Annotated in this window: 16 protein-coding genes and 1 pseudogene; 12 read left to right on the top strand and 5 right to left on the bottom strand. The window is 62.9% G+C overall.

Annotated elements, in window-relative coordinates:
* Positions 1–13: 13 nt before the first annotated feature.
* From ATY77_RS12540 to ATY77_RS12515, 6 genes are all read left to right on the top strand, one after another.
* Positions 14–496, top strand: a complete 483-nt coding sequence (locus tag ATY77_RS12540; RefSeq protein WP_088687588.1) for a 3-hydroxyacyl-ACP dehydratase FabZ family protein — start codon at positions 14–16, stop codon at positions 494–496.
* Positions 493–1,698, top strand: coding sequence for a beta-ketoacyl-ACP synthase (locus tag ATY77_RS12535; protein ID WP_088687587.1), 1,206 nt, complete (start codon positions 493–495; stop codon positions 1,696–1,698). Before ATY77_RS12540 ends, ATY77_RS12535 begins: the two co-directional genes overlap by 4 nt.
* 10 nt (positions 1,699–1,708) lie before the next feature.
* Complete coding sequence (locus tag ATY77_RS12530; RefSeq protein ID WP_088687586.1) at positions 1,709–2,995, top strand: beta-ketoacyl-ACP synthase; 1,287 nt, start codon at positions 1,709–1,711, stop codon at positions 2,993–2,995.
* 151 nt (positions 2,996–3,146) lie between these two features.
* A complete protein-coding gene (locus ATY77_RS12525) occupies positions 3,147–4,175 on the top strand; it encodes a zinc-binding dehydrogenase (RefSeq protein WP_088687585.1) in 1,029 nt (342 codons plus the stop codon).
* A gap of 6 nt (positions 4,176–4,181) precedes the next feature.
* Positions 4,182–5,114 carry a lipid A biosynthesis lauroyl acyltransferase gene (locus ATY77_RS12520; protein ID WP_088687584.1) on the top strand — a complete coding sequence of 311 codons (933 nt, stop codon included), beginning with the start codon at positions 4,182–4,184 and terminating at the stop codon, positions 5,112–5,114.
* 181 nt (positions 5,115–5,295) lie between these two features.
* Positions 5,296–5,988, top strand: coding sequence for a PAS domain-containing protein (locus ATY77_RS12515; RefSeq protein WP_088687583.1), 693 nt, complete (start codon positions 5,296–5,298; stop codon positions 5,986–5,988).
* A 6-nt stretch (positions 5,989–5,994) separates the two neighbouring features.
* Here the strand turns inward: ATY77_RS12515 and ATY77_RS12510 are convergent, their stop codons facing one another.
* The 3 genes from ATY77_RS12510 to ATY77_RS12500 all read right to left on the bottom strand — a co-directional run bounded on the left by ATY77_RS12510 (position 5,995) and on the right by ATY77_RS12500 (position 7,614).
* Positions 5,995–6,354: a VOC family protein gene (locus ATY77_RS12510; protein WP_088687582.1), complete on the bottom strand. Its 360-nt coding sequence runs from the start codon at positions 6,352–6,354 to the stop codon at positions 5,995–5,997.
* On the bottom strand, positions 6,355–6,753 hold the full coding sequence (locus tag ATY77_RS12505) for a polyketide cyclase (RefSeq protein ID WP_088687660.1): 399 nt from the start codon (positions 6,751–6,753) through the stop codon (positions 6,355–6,357). It lies immediately after the preceding gene.
* 69 nt (positions 6,754–6,822) lie between these two features.
* The gene (locus ATY77_RS12500; RefSeq protein WP_088687581.1) at positions 6,823–7,614 is read right to left on the bottom strand and encodes a helix-turn-helix domain-containing protein; all 792 of its coding nucleotides are present in this window, start codon (positions 7,612–7,614) and stop codon (positions 6,823–6,825) included.
* A 208-nt stretch (positions 7,615–7,822) separates the two neighbouring features.
* On the opposite strand from ATY77_RS12500, the gene gndA reads away from it, so the two are divergent.
* From gndA to ATY77_RS12470, 6 genes and pseudogenes are all read left to right on the top strand, one after another.
* A complete protein-coding gene (gndA, locus tag ATY77_RS12495; protein WP_190237623.1) occupies positions 7,823–9,274 on the top strand; it encodes an NADP-dependent phosphogluconate dehydrogenase in 1,452 nt (483 codons plus the stop codon).
* Positions 9,275–9,434: 160 nt separating this feature from the next.
* Positions 9,435–9,713, top strand: a complete 279-nt coding sequence (locus tag ATY77_RS12490) for a type II toxin-antitoxin system ParD family antitoxin (protein WP_088687579.1) — start codon at positions 9,435–9,437, stop codon at positions 9,711–9,713.
* On the top strand, positions 9,713–10,012 hold the full coding sequence (locus ATY77_RS12485) for a type II toxin-antitoxin system RelE/ParE family toxin (RefSeq protein ID WP_088687578.1): 300 nt from the start codon (positions 9,713–9,715) through the stop codon (positions 10,010–10,012). Before ATY77_RS12490 ends, ATY77_RS12485 begins: the two co-directional genes overlap by 1 nt.
* Positions 10,013–10,076: 64 nt before the next feature.
* Positions 10,077–10,571, top strand: a complete 495-nt coding sequence (locus ATY77_RS12480; RefSeq protein ID WP_088687659.1) for an N-acetyltransferase — start codon at positions 10,077–10,079, stop codon at positions 10,569–10,571.
* A gap of 23 nt (positions 10,572–10,594) precedes the next feature.
* Positions 10,595–11,104, top strand: a pseudogene (locus ATY77_RS12475) (GNAT family N-acetyltransferase).
* Positions 11,105–11,198: 94 nt separating this feature from the next.
* On the top strand, positions 11,199–11,816 hold the full coding sequence (locus ATY77_RS12470) for a class I SAM-dependent methyltransferase (RefSeq protein WP_088687577.1): 618 nt from the start codon (positions 11,199–11,201) through the stop codon (positions 11,814–11,816).
* 176 nt (positions 11,817–11,992) lie between these two features.
* Here ATY77_RS12470 and ATY77_RS12465 read toward each other — a convergent pair whose 3' ends face one another.
* The gene (locus ATY77_RS12465) at positions 11,993–12,526 is read right to left on the bottom strand and encodes an AAA family ATPase (RefSeq protein ID WP_088687576.1); all 534 of its coding nucleotides are present in this window, start codon (positions 12,524–12,526) and stop codon (positions 11,993–11,995) included.
* Between the two features lie 3 nt (positions 12,527–12,529).
* The gene (locus tag ATY77_RS12460) at positions 12,530–13,606 is read right to left on the bottom strand and encodes a D-alanine--D-alanine ligase family protein (protein ID WP_088687575.1); all 1,077 of its coding nucleotides are present in this window, start codon (positions 13,604–13,606) and stop codon (positions 12,530–12,532) included.
* Positions 13,607–13,625 lie beyond the last annotated feature (19 nt).

Genomic DNA, 13,625 nt, shown 5'->3' with positions numbered 1-13,625 from the left:
CCGGAGGATCCGAATGCTGCTGGAATATTTCCAGATGATTGACCGCGTCGAAGCGGTGGACCTGAAGAAGGGCACGCTTACGGCGCGATCCGTCGTGCCGGCCAAGAGCCCCGTCTTCGAGGGCCATTTTCCCGGCATGCCGCTCGTTCCCGGCGTGCTTCTGATCGAAACCATGGCGCAGGCCTCCGGCATGCTCGTGCTTGCCGCCACCAATTTTGCCGCCATGCCCTTCCTGATGTCGGTCGACGGCGCCAAGATGCGCACCTTTGTCGAGCCCGAAGCCGTGCTCGACATCGAGGCGGTGCTGGAGCATGACGGGTCGGGTTTCGCGGTCACCAAGGCCAAGATCACCAGCGGCGCCAAGAAGGTCTGCGATGCGCAGCTGAAACTGCGCACCATGCCCTTCAGCGAGGTGCCGCTCGGCGATATCGTGAAAAAACGCGCCGGCGAGGTCGGGCTTCTCGACGCGATCGCAGCGCAGGGAGTGGTTGGATGAGCAAGGCTGCAAACGACGTCGTCATTTCGGGCGTCGGTATCGTCACCTGTCAGGGCGTCGGCAAGGAGGCGCATATCGCGCTGCTTTCGGCCGAAAGCGCGCCGAAGACGATCGTCGAGACCGAGAAGTTCAAGCCCTATCCGGTGCATCCGCTGCCCGAGATCGACTGGTCGCAGCAGATCGCCAAGCGCGGCGACCAGCGCCAGATGGAAAACTGGCAGCGCATCGGCGTCTTCGCTGCAGGGCTGGCGCTCGACGATGCCGGCTTCAAGGACAATATCGAGGCTTGCGGCACGATGGACATGATCGTGGCGGCCGGCGGCGGCGAGCGCGACATCAATGTCGATACTCTGATCGTCGATGAGGGCCTGAAGCGCAATGACCGCGAGCTGCTGCTCAACGAAAAGCTGACGACGGAGTTGAGGCCGACGCTGTTCCTGGCGCAGCTTTCCAACCTGCTGGCAGGCAACATTTCCATCGTTCACAAGGTCACCGGCTCTTCCCGCACTTTCATGGGCGAGGAAGCCTCAGGCGTTTCCGCCGTCGAGACGGCGTTCTGGCGCATTCGTTCGGGTGAATCCACCCATGCGCTCGTCGGCGGCGCCTTTGCTGCCGAACGGCCCGACATGATCCTGCTCACCGAAGCGATCGGCGCGCATACGCGCGACGAATGGGCGCCGCTCTGGTCGCGCTCCGGCCTCGAGGGCGGCGGCATGATCACCGGTTCGGCCGGCGCCTTCCTGGTGCTCGAATCGCGCAAGCATGCGGAAGAGCGCGGCGCGCATATCTATGCGACGATAAGCGCCGTCGAAGGCGACCGCGGCAATCGCGCTGCGGGTAATTTCGAAGCGCGCATGGAGCGGCTGCTGAAGCCTGCCGCCGAGCTGCCGCCGGAGGCGACGGCGATCTTCTCCGGCTCGACCGGCATGCATGAGATCGCCGCCCGCGAAAAGGCGGTGCTGGAGCATCAGCTTCCCGGTGCTGCGATCCGCGGCTTCGGCGGCGTTTCCGGTCACACGATCGAGGCGCATTTCCCGCTGGGGCTGGCGCTCGCAGCCCTTGCCATCGATGCCAAGGCCAAGGTTCCGCCCTTCGACGCTGCTCATGAAGCGCCGATGAAGGCGGGTACGAAAACCGCCGTCGTAACGACAGTCGGACACCAGCGCGGCGAGGGCGTCGCTGTTCTTTCCGCAGAGGCGTGAGGAGAGAGATATGACAGATTCCGCTTACAAGGATCATCTCGGCCGGCCGATCGTCGCAGTGACCGGCATGGGCATCATCACGTCGCTGGGCCAGGGCCTGAAGGACAATTGGGCGGCGCTTTCTTCCGGCACTTCGGGCATCCATGCGATCAACCGTTTTCCCACGGAAGGCCTGTCGACACGGATCGCCGGCACGGTCGATTTCATCGACATTCCGGTGCCGAACGCCGTCGAGCGCTCCTACGCCTTTGCGCGCGAGACGACCATCGAGGCGCTGGCAGACGCTGGCATTTCAGGCGATTTCAACGGCCCGCTGTTCCTTGCTGCGCCGCCGATCGAGCCGGAATGGAGCGCCCGTTTCGAACTTGCAGACCGTTCGCCGGCTGCCGACCATCCCGGTGATGCCTATGAGCGCTTCCTGACGGCGCTGCGCCAGCGGCCGGACCCGGCCTTCCACGAGGCGGCCCTGTTCGGCGCGATTTCCGAGCGCCTCGCCGACCGGTTCGGCACGCGCGGCCTGCCTGTGACCTTGTCTACGGCCTGTGCTTCTGGTGTGACCGCGATCCAGCTCGGCATCGAGGCGATCCGCCAGGGCCGCACCGACCGCGCATTGACGGTTGCGACGGACGGATCGCTGAGCGCCGAAGCGCTGATCCGCTTCTCGCTGCTGTCGGCCCTTTCGACGCAGAACGACCCGCCGACCAAGGCCTCCAAGCCGTTCAGCAAGGATCGTGACGGCTTCGTCATCGCCGAGGGTGCTGCGACGCTGGTGCTGGAATCGCTGGAATCGGCGGTCGCTCGCGGCGCCAAGGTGCTCGGCATCATGAAAGGCGCCGGCGACAAGGCCGATAGCTTCCACCGCACCCGGTCTTCGCCGGACGGCGGTCCGGCGATCGCGACAATCCGCGCGGCCCTTGCCGATGCGGGCATCGACGAGAGCGGCATCGGCTACATCAACGCGCACGGCACCTCGACGCCTGAAAACGACAAGATGGAATATGGCTCGATGTCCGCCGTCTTCGGCGAGAAGCTGGTCGGCATTCCGGTGTCGTCCAACAAGTCGATGATCGGCCATACGCTGACGGCGGCGGGCGCGGTCGAGGCGGTGTTCTCGCTGCAGACGATGCTGACGGGCACGCTGCCGCCGACGATCAACTACAACAATCCCGATCCGTCGATCGTGCTCGATGTCGTGCCGAACAAGAAGCGGGAAGCCCAGGTTTCGGCCGTGCTTTCCAACTCCTTCGGCTTCGGCGGGCAGAATGCCAGCCTTGTCATGGCGCTCGAACCGGCTTAGAGACCCTCCTTGATTTTGGGACGAAGTGGTTTTTGACGTCATCCTCGGGCTTGTCCCGAGGATCTACTTGCGTCACTCAATGACCGCTGGCAGATGCTCGGAACAAGCCCGAGCATGACGACGATCCACGTAGAAGAAAGAACTATACATCATGCGCGCGCTGCAACTGATCGACGACCGCAAGCTTGAGATCACCGACCTGCCGGAACCTGAGGCGCCTGCCGCCGGCGAGGTGACGTTGCGCGTCAAGGCGGTGGCGCTCAACCATATCGACGTCTGGGGCTGGCGCGGCATGGCGTTTGCCAAGCGCAAGATGCCGCTCGTCATCGGCGCGGAAGCCTCCGGCGTCGTCGAAGCGATCGGGCCTGGTGTCGCCAACGTGCTGCCGGGTCAGCTGGTCTCGATTTACGGCGCGCGCACCTGCGGGCTCTGCCGCCCCTGCCGCGAAGGCCGTGACAATCTCTGTGAACATGTTTCCGGCGTGCACGGCTTCCATCTCGACGGCTTCGCCCAGGAGAAGGTCAATCTGCCGGCGCGCCTGCTCGTTCCGGCCCCTCCCGGCGTCGATGCGATCGGTGCGGCGCTGGCGCCCGTCACCTTCGGCACGGTCGAGCACATGCTGTTCGACAATGCCAAGCTCGAACCCGGCGAAACGATCCTCGTCCATGCCGGCGGCTCCGGCATCGGCACGGCGGCGATCCAGCTGGCCAAGAAGATCGGCTGCACCGTCATCACCACCGTCGGCTCCGACGACAAGATCGAGAAGGCCAAGGCGCTCGGCGCCGATTACGTCATCAACTACCGCACCGACCGTTTCGAAGGCGTAGTGCGCAAGCTCACCAAGAAGAAGGGCGTCGACGTCGTCTTCGAACATGTCGGCAAAGATACCTGGGCCGGTTCGATGCTCTGCATGAAGCGCGGCGGGCGTCTGGTCACCTGCGGCTCGACTTCGGGCGTATCAACCGAAATGAACCTGATGATGCTGTTCCAGCAGCAATTGAAGCTGCTCGGCTCCTTCGGCTGCCGCATGGAGAACATGGCGGATGCCATGCAGAAGATGGGCCGCGGGCTCGTCCATCCGGTCATCGACACCGAAGTCAGCTTCGACGATATCGACCGGGCGCTGGAGCGGATGGAAACGCGCCAGATCTTCGGCAAGATCATCCTGAAGATGGATTGAGCGCACGTGAAGCTGATCATCACCCGGATCGTCCTGGCGCTCAGGAATTTCCAGCAATGGCTGGTGGCGCAGGTGATGTTCGGCTTCCTCAACCTGCTGAAGCTGTTTCCGGCCGATGGCGCGATCCGCTTTGCCGATAAGGTGATGCGCCGCCTCGGCCGGCGGACCCGCCGCCACAGGCTGATGCTGACCAATCTGCGCAATGCCTTTCCCGAGAAGAGCGAGGCCGAGATCGAGGAGATAGCGCTCGCCAGCTGGGGCAATATGGGAAGACTTGCGGCAGAATATGTCTTCCTCGACCAGCTGTTCGATTACGATCCCGAAAAATCGGAGCCGGGCAGGGTGGAGGTGTCGGGCATTCCGATCTTCCTCGACCTGCGCGACAATCCGCGCCCCTTCATCGTGTTCACCGGCCATACCGCCAATTTCGAGCTGCTGCCGGTCGCGGGTGCGGCCTTCGGGCTGACGGTGACGGTGCTCTTCCGGCCGCCGAACAACCCTTACGTCGCCAAGAAGGTGTTCGATTTCCGCAGCGCCCGCATGGGCAAGCTGGTGCCGTCTCATGCCGGCTCCTCCTTCGCGCTGGCGCGCCAGCTGGAAGCGGGCCAGGGGGTGGGCGTGCTCGTCGACCAGAAATTCGGCAAGGGGCTGAAAGGCACCTTCTTCGGGCGCGAGGTGAAGACCAATCCGCTGTTGCCGAAGCTGGTGCGCCAGTTCGATTGCGAGGTCTATCCGGCGCGCTGCATCCGCCTGCCGGGGAATCGCTATCGGCTGGAAATCGAGCCGCGGCTGGAGATGCCGCGCGACGAAAGAGGTAATCTGGACCTGCCGGCGGCCGCACAACTGCTGAACGACAAGGTGGAAAGCTGGGTGCGGGAATATCCCGAACAGTGGCTCTGGTATCACGACCGCTGGCAGATCAAGAAGACGCTCACGTAAGAAAAGATCGACCCCCATTTATCAGCGGTGAAAAGCGGCAGGTGCTCTCGGATTGAAACCGGGTACACTTCATGTTACCCGTCACCACCAATACGCGAATAAAATCAACTGTAGGGCGCATTTGGGAAATGCGGCCACCTCAATTCTGGGCACGCCACTTGGGACAATGGAGTGAGGCGTCTTGCTGGAGCTTTTTCGAGCCTTTTCCTTGCGTTGCACGCAAATAGAAGAAGCCATACGCCTGGGTGACGACCAGCGCGTCATGTCGCTCGACCGGCATGTCGAGCCGCTGGTCGAGGCGATCCTGGCATGCCGGGCAACGAATCTGCTCGAAGTCTATATGCAGCTGCAGTTCGTCAGCCATCTCATCGCCCGGGACGCCGACGACAGCGCCAGCGTCAGGGAACACACGGCAGTGCTTTCCTACCTGCTTGATTGCTACTTCGGCACGCTTGCGCCGGACTGGCGGGTGCCTTCGCCGCAGGATGTGCGCATCGAGCCGCCGGCGGCCTATGTGCCCGACACCGACAACGGCCAGTTCCTCAATGCGGCGATCCTCGAAAGCCTGCCGGATCGGGTGGCGGTGCTGACCAGGGACTACCGCTACCTCTATTCCAACGCCGCCAACAGCGCTTACCTCGACAGGAAGCCGATGGAGCTCATCGGCCGCCATATTTCCGAATTCATCGGCGAGGAACGTTTTGCCGAATGCGCCAGGCATAAGCTGGACGCCTGCTTTGCCGGCGAGCAGATCGACTACAGATATGAGCGGGCGACCGGCGACGGCGCATCGCGGCAGGTGCGCTGTCGCATGTCGCCGTTGCGCGATGCGGGCGGCACGGTGATCGGCGCCCTCATCGTCATGGATCGGTAACCCGACCTATGCAGCCGCCCAGACGGCGAGCTCGTAGCCGTCGCGGTCGAGGAAGTGGAAGCGGCGGCCGCCGGGAAAATCAGTGATCGGCCGGCAGATCGTGCCGCCGGCCCTTTCGACCGAGGTCAGCACCTCTTCCAGATCCGTGGCGTAGACGACGACGAGCGGGCCGCCCGGCCGCACGGGGCCGAAATCGGTAAAGCCGCCCTTCAGCCGTCCGTCGTCGAATTCGCAGTAGTTCGGGCCGTAATCGGTGAAGCGCCAGCCGAAGGCCGAGCCGTAAAAGGCTTTGGCGGCGGCGATGTCGGCGACGTTGAATTCGACGTAGTCAATGCGGCGGTCATTGTGTTCTGATTTGTCGGCCATCTATCTCTCCATCAGGGCTTTCAGCATGACGAGATCCTTCTCTATGTGAGCGGCATCGGCGGCAAACTGCGCATCGGTCATGCCGGGAAGGCGCAGCAGCGTGAACATGACCTCGCAGCCGTCGCCGTTCGGCACGATGCGCAGGGCATTATAAACCCTGAGGCCGGATTCGATCGTCACCGTATGGTCGATCACGCCGAATTCATTGGCCGGAACGAAGCTCACCCTGATGGTACCGAGAGGGCCTTGGGCGACCCAGTCGGCGCCGTCGGCCTCCAGGCCGCTCGCAAGGCCGGAGGCCCAGAGCGGCATGTTCTCCGGCTTGCCGGCGAATTCGTAGACGTCGCGCCAGTCGCGCTCGATCGATTGGTGGATGATTTTTGCGGGCATCGTCGACATGATGTGCAGGTCCTTGATATTGGTCTCGCGAAAATAACAGGCCAACCAGATGCGTCTTGAACAAAACGGTCAGCCGGGCCTTTTCCGCATGCCGAGCTGGTCGAGGATGACGGTAGGGGTCAGCGTCGAGAATTCGCCGACTTCGCGCGTCATGTGGGCCTGGTCGGCAAAACCCGCTTCGAGTGCGAGCCGAGCAAGCGGCATCGCACCCTGCCTGCGGCAGAGGTCTAGGAAACGCTGGAAGCGGCGGATGCGTTCCAGGGTCTTGGCGCCATAGCCGAAATGATGGTGGCAGCGGCGGCGAAGCTGCCTTTCGCTCATGCCGAGCCGGCCAAACAGACCGGAGAGCGGATGGCCGCTGTCGGCCGCGGCAAAGATCACGGCCGCATCCCGGGGTGGTTCCTCCTCATCGCGCGTGGCCTCTTCAAGCAGGCGGCCAAACAGCGTTCTTGCGGCGGCGGGATCGGAACAATCCCGGAGCCGCGCCTCGTATTCGCGCGTGTGCTTGCGGCCAATATCGGCGAGCGGCACCGAAAGGCCGACCAGTGCCGAAAGTGGCGTCTTCAGCCAGGATGCCGCAGCGCCCGGCGCAAAACGCGCGCCGATGACGGTGGAATCCGGCCGAATGAGGGGAAAGGCGGCCGTCCTGTCGGGGCCGGCGATGGCCAGCCGTCCGTCGATCCAGAGAAGATCGCAATAACCGTCCGGCACGACCGCCACCGTTGCGGGCGGCCCGTCACCAAGCCTATGCGACCAGAGGCGGCTGAAATGGCGCCGCAGGGCGGGTGGCGGCGCATATTCGCGGTAGCGGCCGGCGCGGGCCGCAAGCAGCGCCATGTCTTGTCGTGTTTTCGATGCCAAGCGATATCTCCCGGGGTCGCGCATGATACCATGAGATAGGGTCTTGCGGGCGGGCCGCGTGAAAAATTGCGGTTTGCGGATCAGGCCGAAAGGGGCAGGTTGTCGGACAAGTCTGGAAATCAAAGCCGTATTTCATGGGCTTTGCGAACCGATTAGACCCTTGGCAGACTTGCCGTTTGATGAAGACAGTGCCACAACACCGGTCCAAATGACACATCGGAGGTTTGTCGTGGAAAAGGCAGAAATCGGACTGATCGGCCTTGCGGTCATGGGCTCCAACCTGGCGCTCAACATCGCGGAGAAAGGCAATAAAATTGCGGTCTTCAACCGCACGCCGGAAAAAACCGACGAATTCTACGAAAGCGCCGGCGATCTGAAAAAGCAGATCATTCCCTGCAAGACCATCGAGGAGTTCGTCGATGCGATCCGGCCGCCGCGTCCGATCATCATCATGATCAAGGCCGGCGAGGCCGTCGACCAGCAGATGGAAGCGCTACGCCCGCACCTGTCCAAGGGCGATATCATGATCGACGCCGGCAACGCCAATTTCCGCGACACCGTCGCCCGCTTCGACCGCCTGAAGAACACCGATCTCACCTTCATCGGCATGGGTGTTTCCGGCGGTGAGGAAGGTGCGCGCCATGGCCCTTCGATCATGGTCGGCGGCACCGAGGAATCCTGGAAGCGCGTCGAGAAGGTGCTGACCTCGATCGCCGCCCGCTACAATGACGAGCCCTGCGTCGCCTGGCTCGGCAATGACGGCGCGGGCCACTTCGTCAAGACCATCCATAACGGCATCGAATATGCCGACATGCAGATGATCGCCGAAATCTACGGCATCCTCCGCGACGGTCTCGGCAAGAGCGCCTCCGAAATCTCCGGCATCTTCGGCGAATGGAACAAAGGCCGGCTGAACTCCTACCTGATCGAAATTTCCGAGAAGGTGCTGGCAGCGGCCGATCCGATCTCCGGCGGGCCGATGGTCGACATCATCCTCGACAAGGCCGGCCAGAAGGGCACCGGCAAATGGTCGGCGATCGAGGCGCAGAACATGGGCATTCCGGCCACGGCGATCGAAGCCGCGGTCGCTGCCCGCAGCATCTCGTCGATGAAGTCCGAGCGCGAAACGGCCGAAAAGATCTTCGGCAATCTCGGCGGCGCCTTTTCGATCGCCTACGGTCCCGAGTTCAACAAGGATCTGGAACTGGCGCTGTTTGCCGGCAAGATCGGCGCCTATGCGCAGGGCTTCGCGGTGATGGCGGAAGCGTCCAGGGAATTCAACTGGTCGCTGCCGATGCCTGTTATCGCCAAGATCTGGCGCGCCGGCTGCATCATCCGCTCACAGTTTCTCGACGAGATCACCAAAGCCTTCACCGATGCGCCCAATGCGGCGAACCTGATCGTGACGCCGGCCTTCTCTTCCATGGTCAAGGAATCGATCCCGGCGCTGCGCCGCGTCGTGACCGCCGCGCTCGCCGCCGGCCTGCCGGTGCCGGCGCTGACCTCGGCGCTCACCTATTTCGACGCCTACCGCCAGGGCAGGGGAACCGCCAACCTCATCCAGGCCCAGCGCGACTTCTTCGGCGCTCACGGCTTCGATCGCCTGGATGGCAAGGATTTCCACCACGGCCCCTGGGGCAGCGGCGCGGCGACCTTCTAAAGTTTGCGCAGAAGAGATCGAGGAAGCCCGGCCATCGCGCCGGGCTTTTTCGTCGGGTGCGTGCTCTTCCTTGGGTGCAAACGACCAGCGCATAAGCAGGGAAAAATGTAGGATTTAATCGTGCTCTATGCGATGATAGGAAGAAACGAGAGGTAGTTCCATGCGGACAACTCAATCCTTAAGCATCACCTTGCCGATCGAGATGGCGGAGATGGTCAAAGCCAAAGTTGCCTCAGGCGAATACGCCACCGAGAGCGAAGTCATCCGCGACGGGCTGCGTACGCTTGCCGCACGCGATGCGGCGGTCGAACGTTGGCTTCGCGAAGAGGTCGCACCTGTTTACGATGAGATCAAGGCGCATCCAGAAAAGACGGTATCCCTTGAAGACGCCTTCGAGGGTTTCAACAAGCGTATTAAATCGATCGCCAAAACCAGATAATGAAATACACCGTTCGTCTGAGCATCGCCGCCCAACGTGATATCGATGCGCTGGTGGATTATCTCGTGGTACATGCCGGAGAGACAGTCGCTCAAGGTTATGTTGACCGTCTTCGGACCTTTCTGAAAGGCTTCCAGAGCTTTCCAAAGCGAGGAACGGTTCGGAGTGAGATTCGTGACGGTTTGAGGATCGTCGGCTTCGAACGAAGTCTGAGCATTGCCTTCACGGTTAAAGAGGAAACGGTTTATATCCTCAGGGTCATGTCTGGCGGGCAGGAGCTGCGCCTTTACGACGAGTGATCCCATCGGCGCCATAGAGGTGTCTGTGGACGGCAATATCCGGTGCACCTGAGGAATGACGGAGATGCTAATCCGATACGAGACGCCGACGGATATCGATGCGATCCATGAGCTGACGTCGGTTGCCTTCGCGCCCATGCCCTATAGCGAGGGCACGGAGGCGGAAATCATCCGGAGGCTTCGCGCAAGCGGCGATTTGGCGATCTCGCTGGTCGCCGAAGAGGAAGGCGAGATAGTGGGGCATGTCGCGTTTTCGCCGGTGGCGATCGATGGTGCGCATGGCGGCTGGTTCGGGTTGGGTCCGATATCGGTCAAGCCGGAGAGACAGCGGCAGGGCATCGGCAAGGCGCTGATTGCAAAGGGGCTCGCATTGCTGGAGGAGACGGGCGCCAGCGGATGCGCGCTGATCGGCAATCCCGACGTCTATCGCGGAGCGGGTTTCAGCAGCGACGGGAAACTCGGCTATCACGATCTCGACACTCGGCTGGTGCAGCACATCGTCCTTCGCGGGCCGGCGCCGAGCGGCACGCTTCAGTTCGCTCCGGCGTTCGAAAGTTAGATATTCAGCAGAAAGGCGATGACATGTCCGGAACGGGCGTGATTGCTCTCCGAACCGAGCGCCTGAGGCTCCGTATGCCCGAGATCGATGACTTCGCCGCCTATGCGCGGCTGATGGCTTCGCCGCGGTCTGCCGGAATGGGCGGCCCGTTCGATCTCAGGGCCGCGTGGGGGATGTTTTGTCACGACGTGGCGCTCTGGCAGCTTTTCGGGCATGGGGTTTTGATGATCGAGCTGGCCGAAAGCGGCGAATGCGTCGGTCAGGTGGGGATCAATCACGGGCCGCTCTTTCCCGAGAAGGAACTGGGGTAGTTCGTCTACGAAGGCCATGAGGGCCGGGGCTATGCGACGGAGGCGGCGCTGGCGCTGCGGGACTGGGCCTTTTCGACGCTCAAGCTGCCATCGCTCGTCAGCTATATCGCTCCCGGCAATGCAGCATCCGTTGCCGTTGCGGAACGGCTGGGGGCGCGTCTCGATCCGACGGCGCCTCGAACCGATCCTGCCGATCTCGTCTATCGTCACCTTGTCTCCTGAGATTATGGTCGCAGCCAAAAGACGGTTGACGGACGTCTCAATCCTTACATGTTGATGGATCAGGATCGGGCTCTGCAAGAGAATGGGGTGCCGGATGACGGACGCGAAGCGGGAACATTGGAACGAGGTCTATCGCACGAAAGCTGCCGACAGCGTCAGCTGGTATCAGCCGACGCCGGAGCCTTCCCTGCGGGCGCTTGACGAGTTGCAACTGCCGGCCACCGCTGCACTGATCGATGTCGGCGGCGGCGCGTCGAGCCTCGTCGATCGTCTGATCGAGCGCGGCTGGTCCGACCTTTCGGTTCTCGATATCGCCGCACCGGCGCTTGAGGTCGCCAAGGCGCGGCTGCGGGGCGAGGCGGCTCGGGTCGACTGGGTGGTGGCCGATGTCACCATATGGCGACCGGCACGCCATTACGACGTGTGGCACGACCGCGCGGTCTTTCATTTCCTCACCGAGCCGGAGCAACGGCTGGCCTATCGCAACGCCCTTGAAGCCGGCACGGCACCGGGCAGCGTCGTGATCATTGCGACCTTCGCGCCGGACGGGCCGGAGCGCTGCAGCGGTCTGCCCGTCCAGCGCTACGATGCGGCGGCGCTTGCGGCGGAATTCTCATCCGCATTCGTCCTGGAGCGCGAGTGGCGGGAGGAGCATACGACGCCTGCCGGAGGCCGGCAGTCCTTTCAGTGGTGTGTTTTGCGCAGGCGCTGAGTGTGTTTGCGCAAGCGACCCGAGGGGTGCTGGCGCTTGGTTGATGAAGTTCGTTTTCTATTGGTCGTCATCCTCGACCTTGTGTTGAGAATCTGCTGCCCTATCGATCGCGGGCAGATGCCCGGGACAGGCTCAAGCATGACGAAGGAGAAGCGTTTCTCACGCGTTCGAAGCGGCTATTTCGCCGTCAGGCGGTCAAGGATGAAATTGACGCGGTCGGCAACACCGATTTTCGGCAGGATAACGACCTCGTAGCCGAGCGCCGGATAGGTCGCGGCGAGCCGGTCATATTCGGCGACAGCCTCATCGAAACCGTGGCGACGTTCGGGATCGGACGTGTAGATCTCGGGCCATGGCGGCGTCAGGAAGACGGTTTGGTGATAGCGGTGGGCGGTGCTCAATTTTTGGAGCACCGGTTCGCCGGTCAGATGCTGGAGCGCCGAGGCGGCATCGATCAGGCCGCGGTCGAAAAACGTCCTGCCGGCCTGTCCCTTCGCCGCCGCGTGGTCGGCCGTCGACATCTCGATTGCGCGCCGCGCGAAGGCAATCGCGTCGATCCAGGGCAGGGCCGTTCCATTGCTCGCGAGCTCCTGCTTGACGATCCTGCGGCCGGGCTCCTCGACGATCGCGTGACCGCGGCGGCCGAACTCCGCAAGCAGCGTCGATTTTCCGCCGCCGGAACATCCTGAGATCAGGACCGACCTGCTCATGATCTAGCTTGCCCGGCGGGAGCGCGCCATGCCGTGCTCCACCAGCCGGTCGATGACCTCGGCATAGCTGACGCCGCTTGCCGCCATCGCCTTGGAATACATGCTGATGTCGGTGAAGCCGGGAATGGTGTTGAGCTCATTGATGACGAAACGCATGTCGGAGGTCAGGAAAAAGTCGACGCGGGCCATGCCGTCGCAGCCGACGGCCCGGAAGGCCCTGGCGGCCATATCGCGCATGGCGGCCTCGATTTCCGGCGGCAGCTCGGCCGGTACTTTCAGCGCCGCACCGTTCTCATCGATATATTTGGCGTCGTAATTGTAGAAGCCGTGGCTTTCCGCCGGCACGATCTCGCCCGGCCGGGAGACGAAGAGTTCTCCCGCCGTATCCTCCAGCACGCTGAATTCGATCTCGCGGCCGGCAATGAATTCCTCGGCAAGGAGCGTGCGGTCATGGCGGAAGCCTCCAGCAAGGGCTGCGGCAAATTCCTGGCTGGCATGGACCTTGGAGACGCCGACGGATGATCCCTGCCGCGCCGGCTTGATGAAGAGAGGCAGGCCGAGCTCGCTTTCGAGCCTATCCAGCGAAGGGGCCGAACCCTCATGGATCGTCACGGCGCGCGCCACAGGCAGGCCCGCCGCCTTGAGCAGGCGCTTAGTTATATCCTTGTCGAGGGCTGCGGCGGAGCCGAGGATGCCGCAGCCGACGAGCGGCACACGCGCCACCTCAGCTGCGCCCTGCACCGATCCGTCTTCGCCATGCGGGCCGTGCAGAACCGGAAACAGGATGTCGATCCCCGGCAGTTCATGCGGCGCGCCATGGGCTGACATCGCCAGCATCCGGCCCCGGCCGCCCGGCACCAGGCAGATCTCCGTGCCCGAGGAAGGCGTGGCCAGCGCGCCGTTCTCGAAGCTGCTCAGCAGCCATTGTCCCTCTCGGGTGACAAAGACGGGGATTGCGTCGTATTTCGCAGGGTCGAGCGCGCCCATGACATTGGTCGCCGAAAGGATGGAAACCTCATGCTCTGCCGAGCGGCCGCCGAAGAGTACGGCGATGCGCAGCCGGTTTGCGGAAGGGGCCATGAAAATCTCCTGATGATCT

It is taken from the genome of Rhizobium sp. R634 (genome assembly GCF_002211305.1).
GTDB lineage: Bacteria > Pseudomonadota > Alphaproteobacteria > Rhizobiales > Rhizobiaceae > Rhizobium.
The sequence above is the reverse complement of the archived record's forward strand: the minus strand, read 5'-3'. Positions and strand labels throughout refer to the sequence as shown.

Bases quoted from the DNA above. Each gene is read 5' to 3' on its own strand.
- ATY77_RS12510 (WP_088687582.1), bottom strand. From the start codon at position 6,354: ATGGCCGACAAATCAGAACACAATGACCGCCGCATTGACTACGTCGAA.
- ATY77_RS12480 (WP_088687659.1), top strand. From the start codon at position 10,077: ATGCTAATCCGATACGAGACGCCGACGGATATCGATGCGATCCATGAG.
- ATY77_RS12460 (WP_088687575.1), bottom strand. From the start codon at position 13,606: ATGGCCCCTTCCGCAAACCGGCTGCGCATCGCCGTACTCTTCGGCGGC.
- ATY77_RS12530 (WP_088687586.1), top strand. From the start codon at position 1,709: ATGACAGATTCCGCTTACAAGGATCATCTCGGCCGGCCGATCGTCGCA.
- ATY77_RS12540 (WP_088687588.1), top strand. From the start codon at position 14: ATGCTGCTGGAATATTTCCAGATGATTGACCGCGTCGAAGCGGTGGAC.
- ATY77_RS12490 (WP_088687579.1), top strand. From the start codon at position 9,435: ATGCGGACAACTCAATCCTTAAGCATCACCTTGCCGATCGAGATGGCG.
- ATY77_RS12485 (WP_088687578.1), top strand. From the start codon at position 9,713: ATGAAATACACCGTTCGTCTGAGCATCGCCGCCCAACGTGATATCGAT.
- ATY77_RS12465 (WP_088687576.1), bottom strand. From the start codon at position 12,526: ATGAGCAGGTCGGTCCTGATCTCAGGATGTTCCGGCGGCGGAAAATCG.
- ATY77_RS12525 (WP_088687585.1), top strand. From the start codon at position 3,147: ATGCGCGCGCTGCAACTGATCGACGACCGCAAGCTTGAGATCACCGAC.
- ATY77_RS12470 (WP_088687577.1), top strand. From the start codon at position 11,199: ATGACGGACGCGAAGCGGGAACATTGGAACGAGGTCTATCGCACGAAA.
- gndA (WP_190237623.1), top strand. From the start codon at position 7,823: ATGACACATCGGAGGTTTGTCGTGGAAAAGGCAGAAATCGGACTGATC.
- ATY77_RS12505 (WP_088687660.1), bottom strand. From the start codon at position 6,753: ATGTCGACGATGCCCGCAAAAATCATCCACCAATCGATCGAGCGCGAC.
- ATY77_RS12535 (WP_088687587.1), top strand. From the start codon at position 493: ATGAGCAAGGCTGCAAACGACGTCGTCATTTCGGGCGTCGGTATCGTC.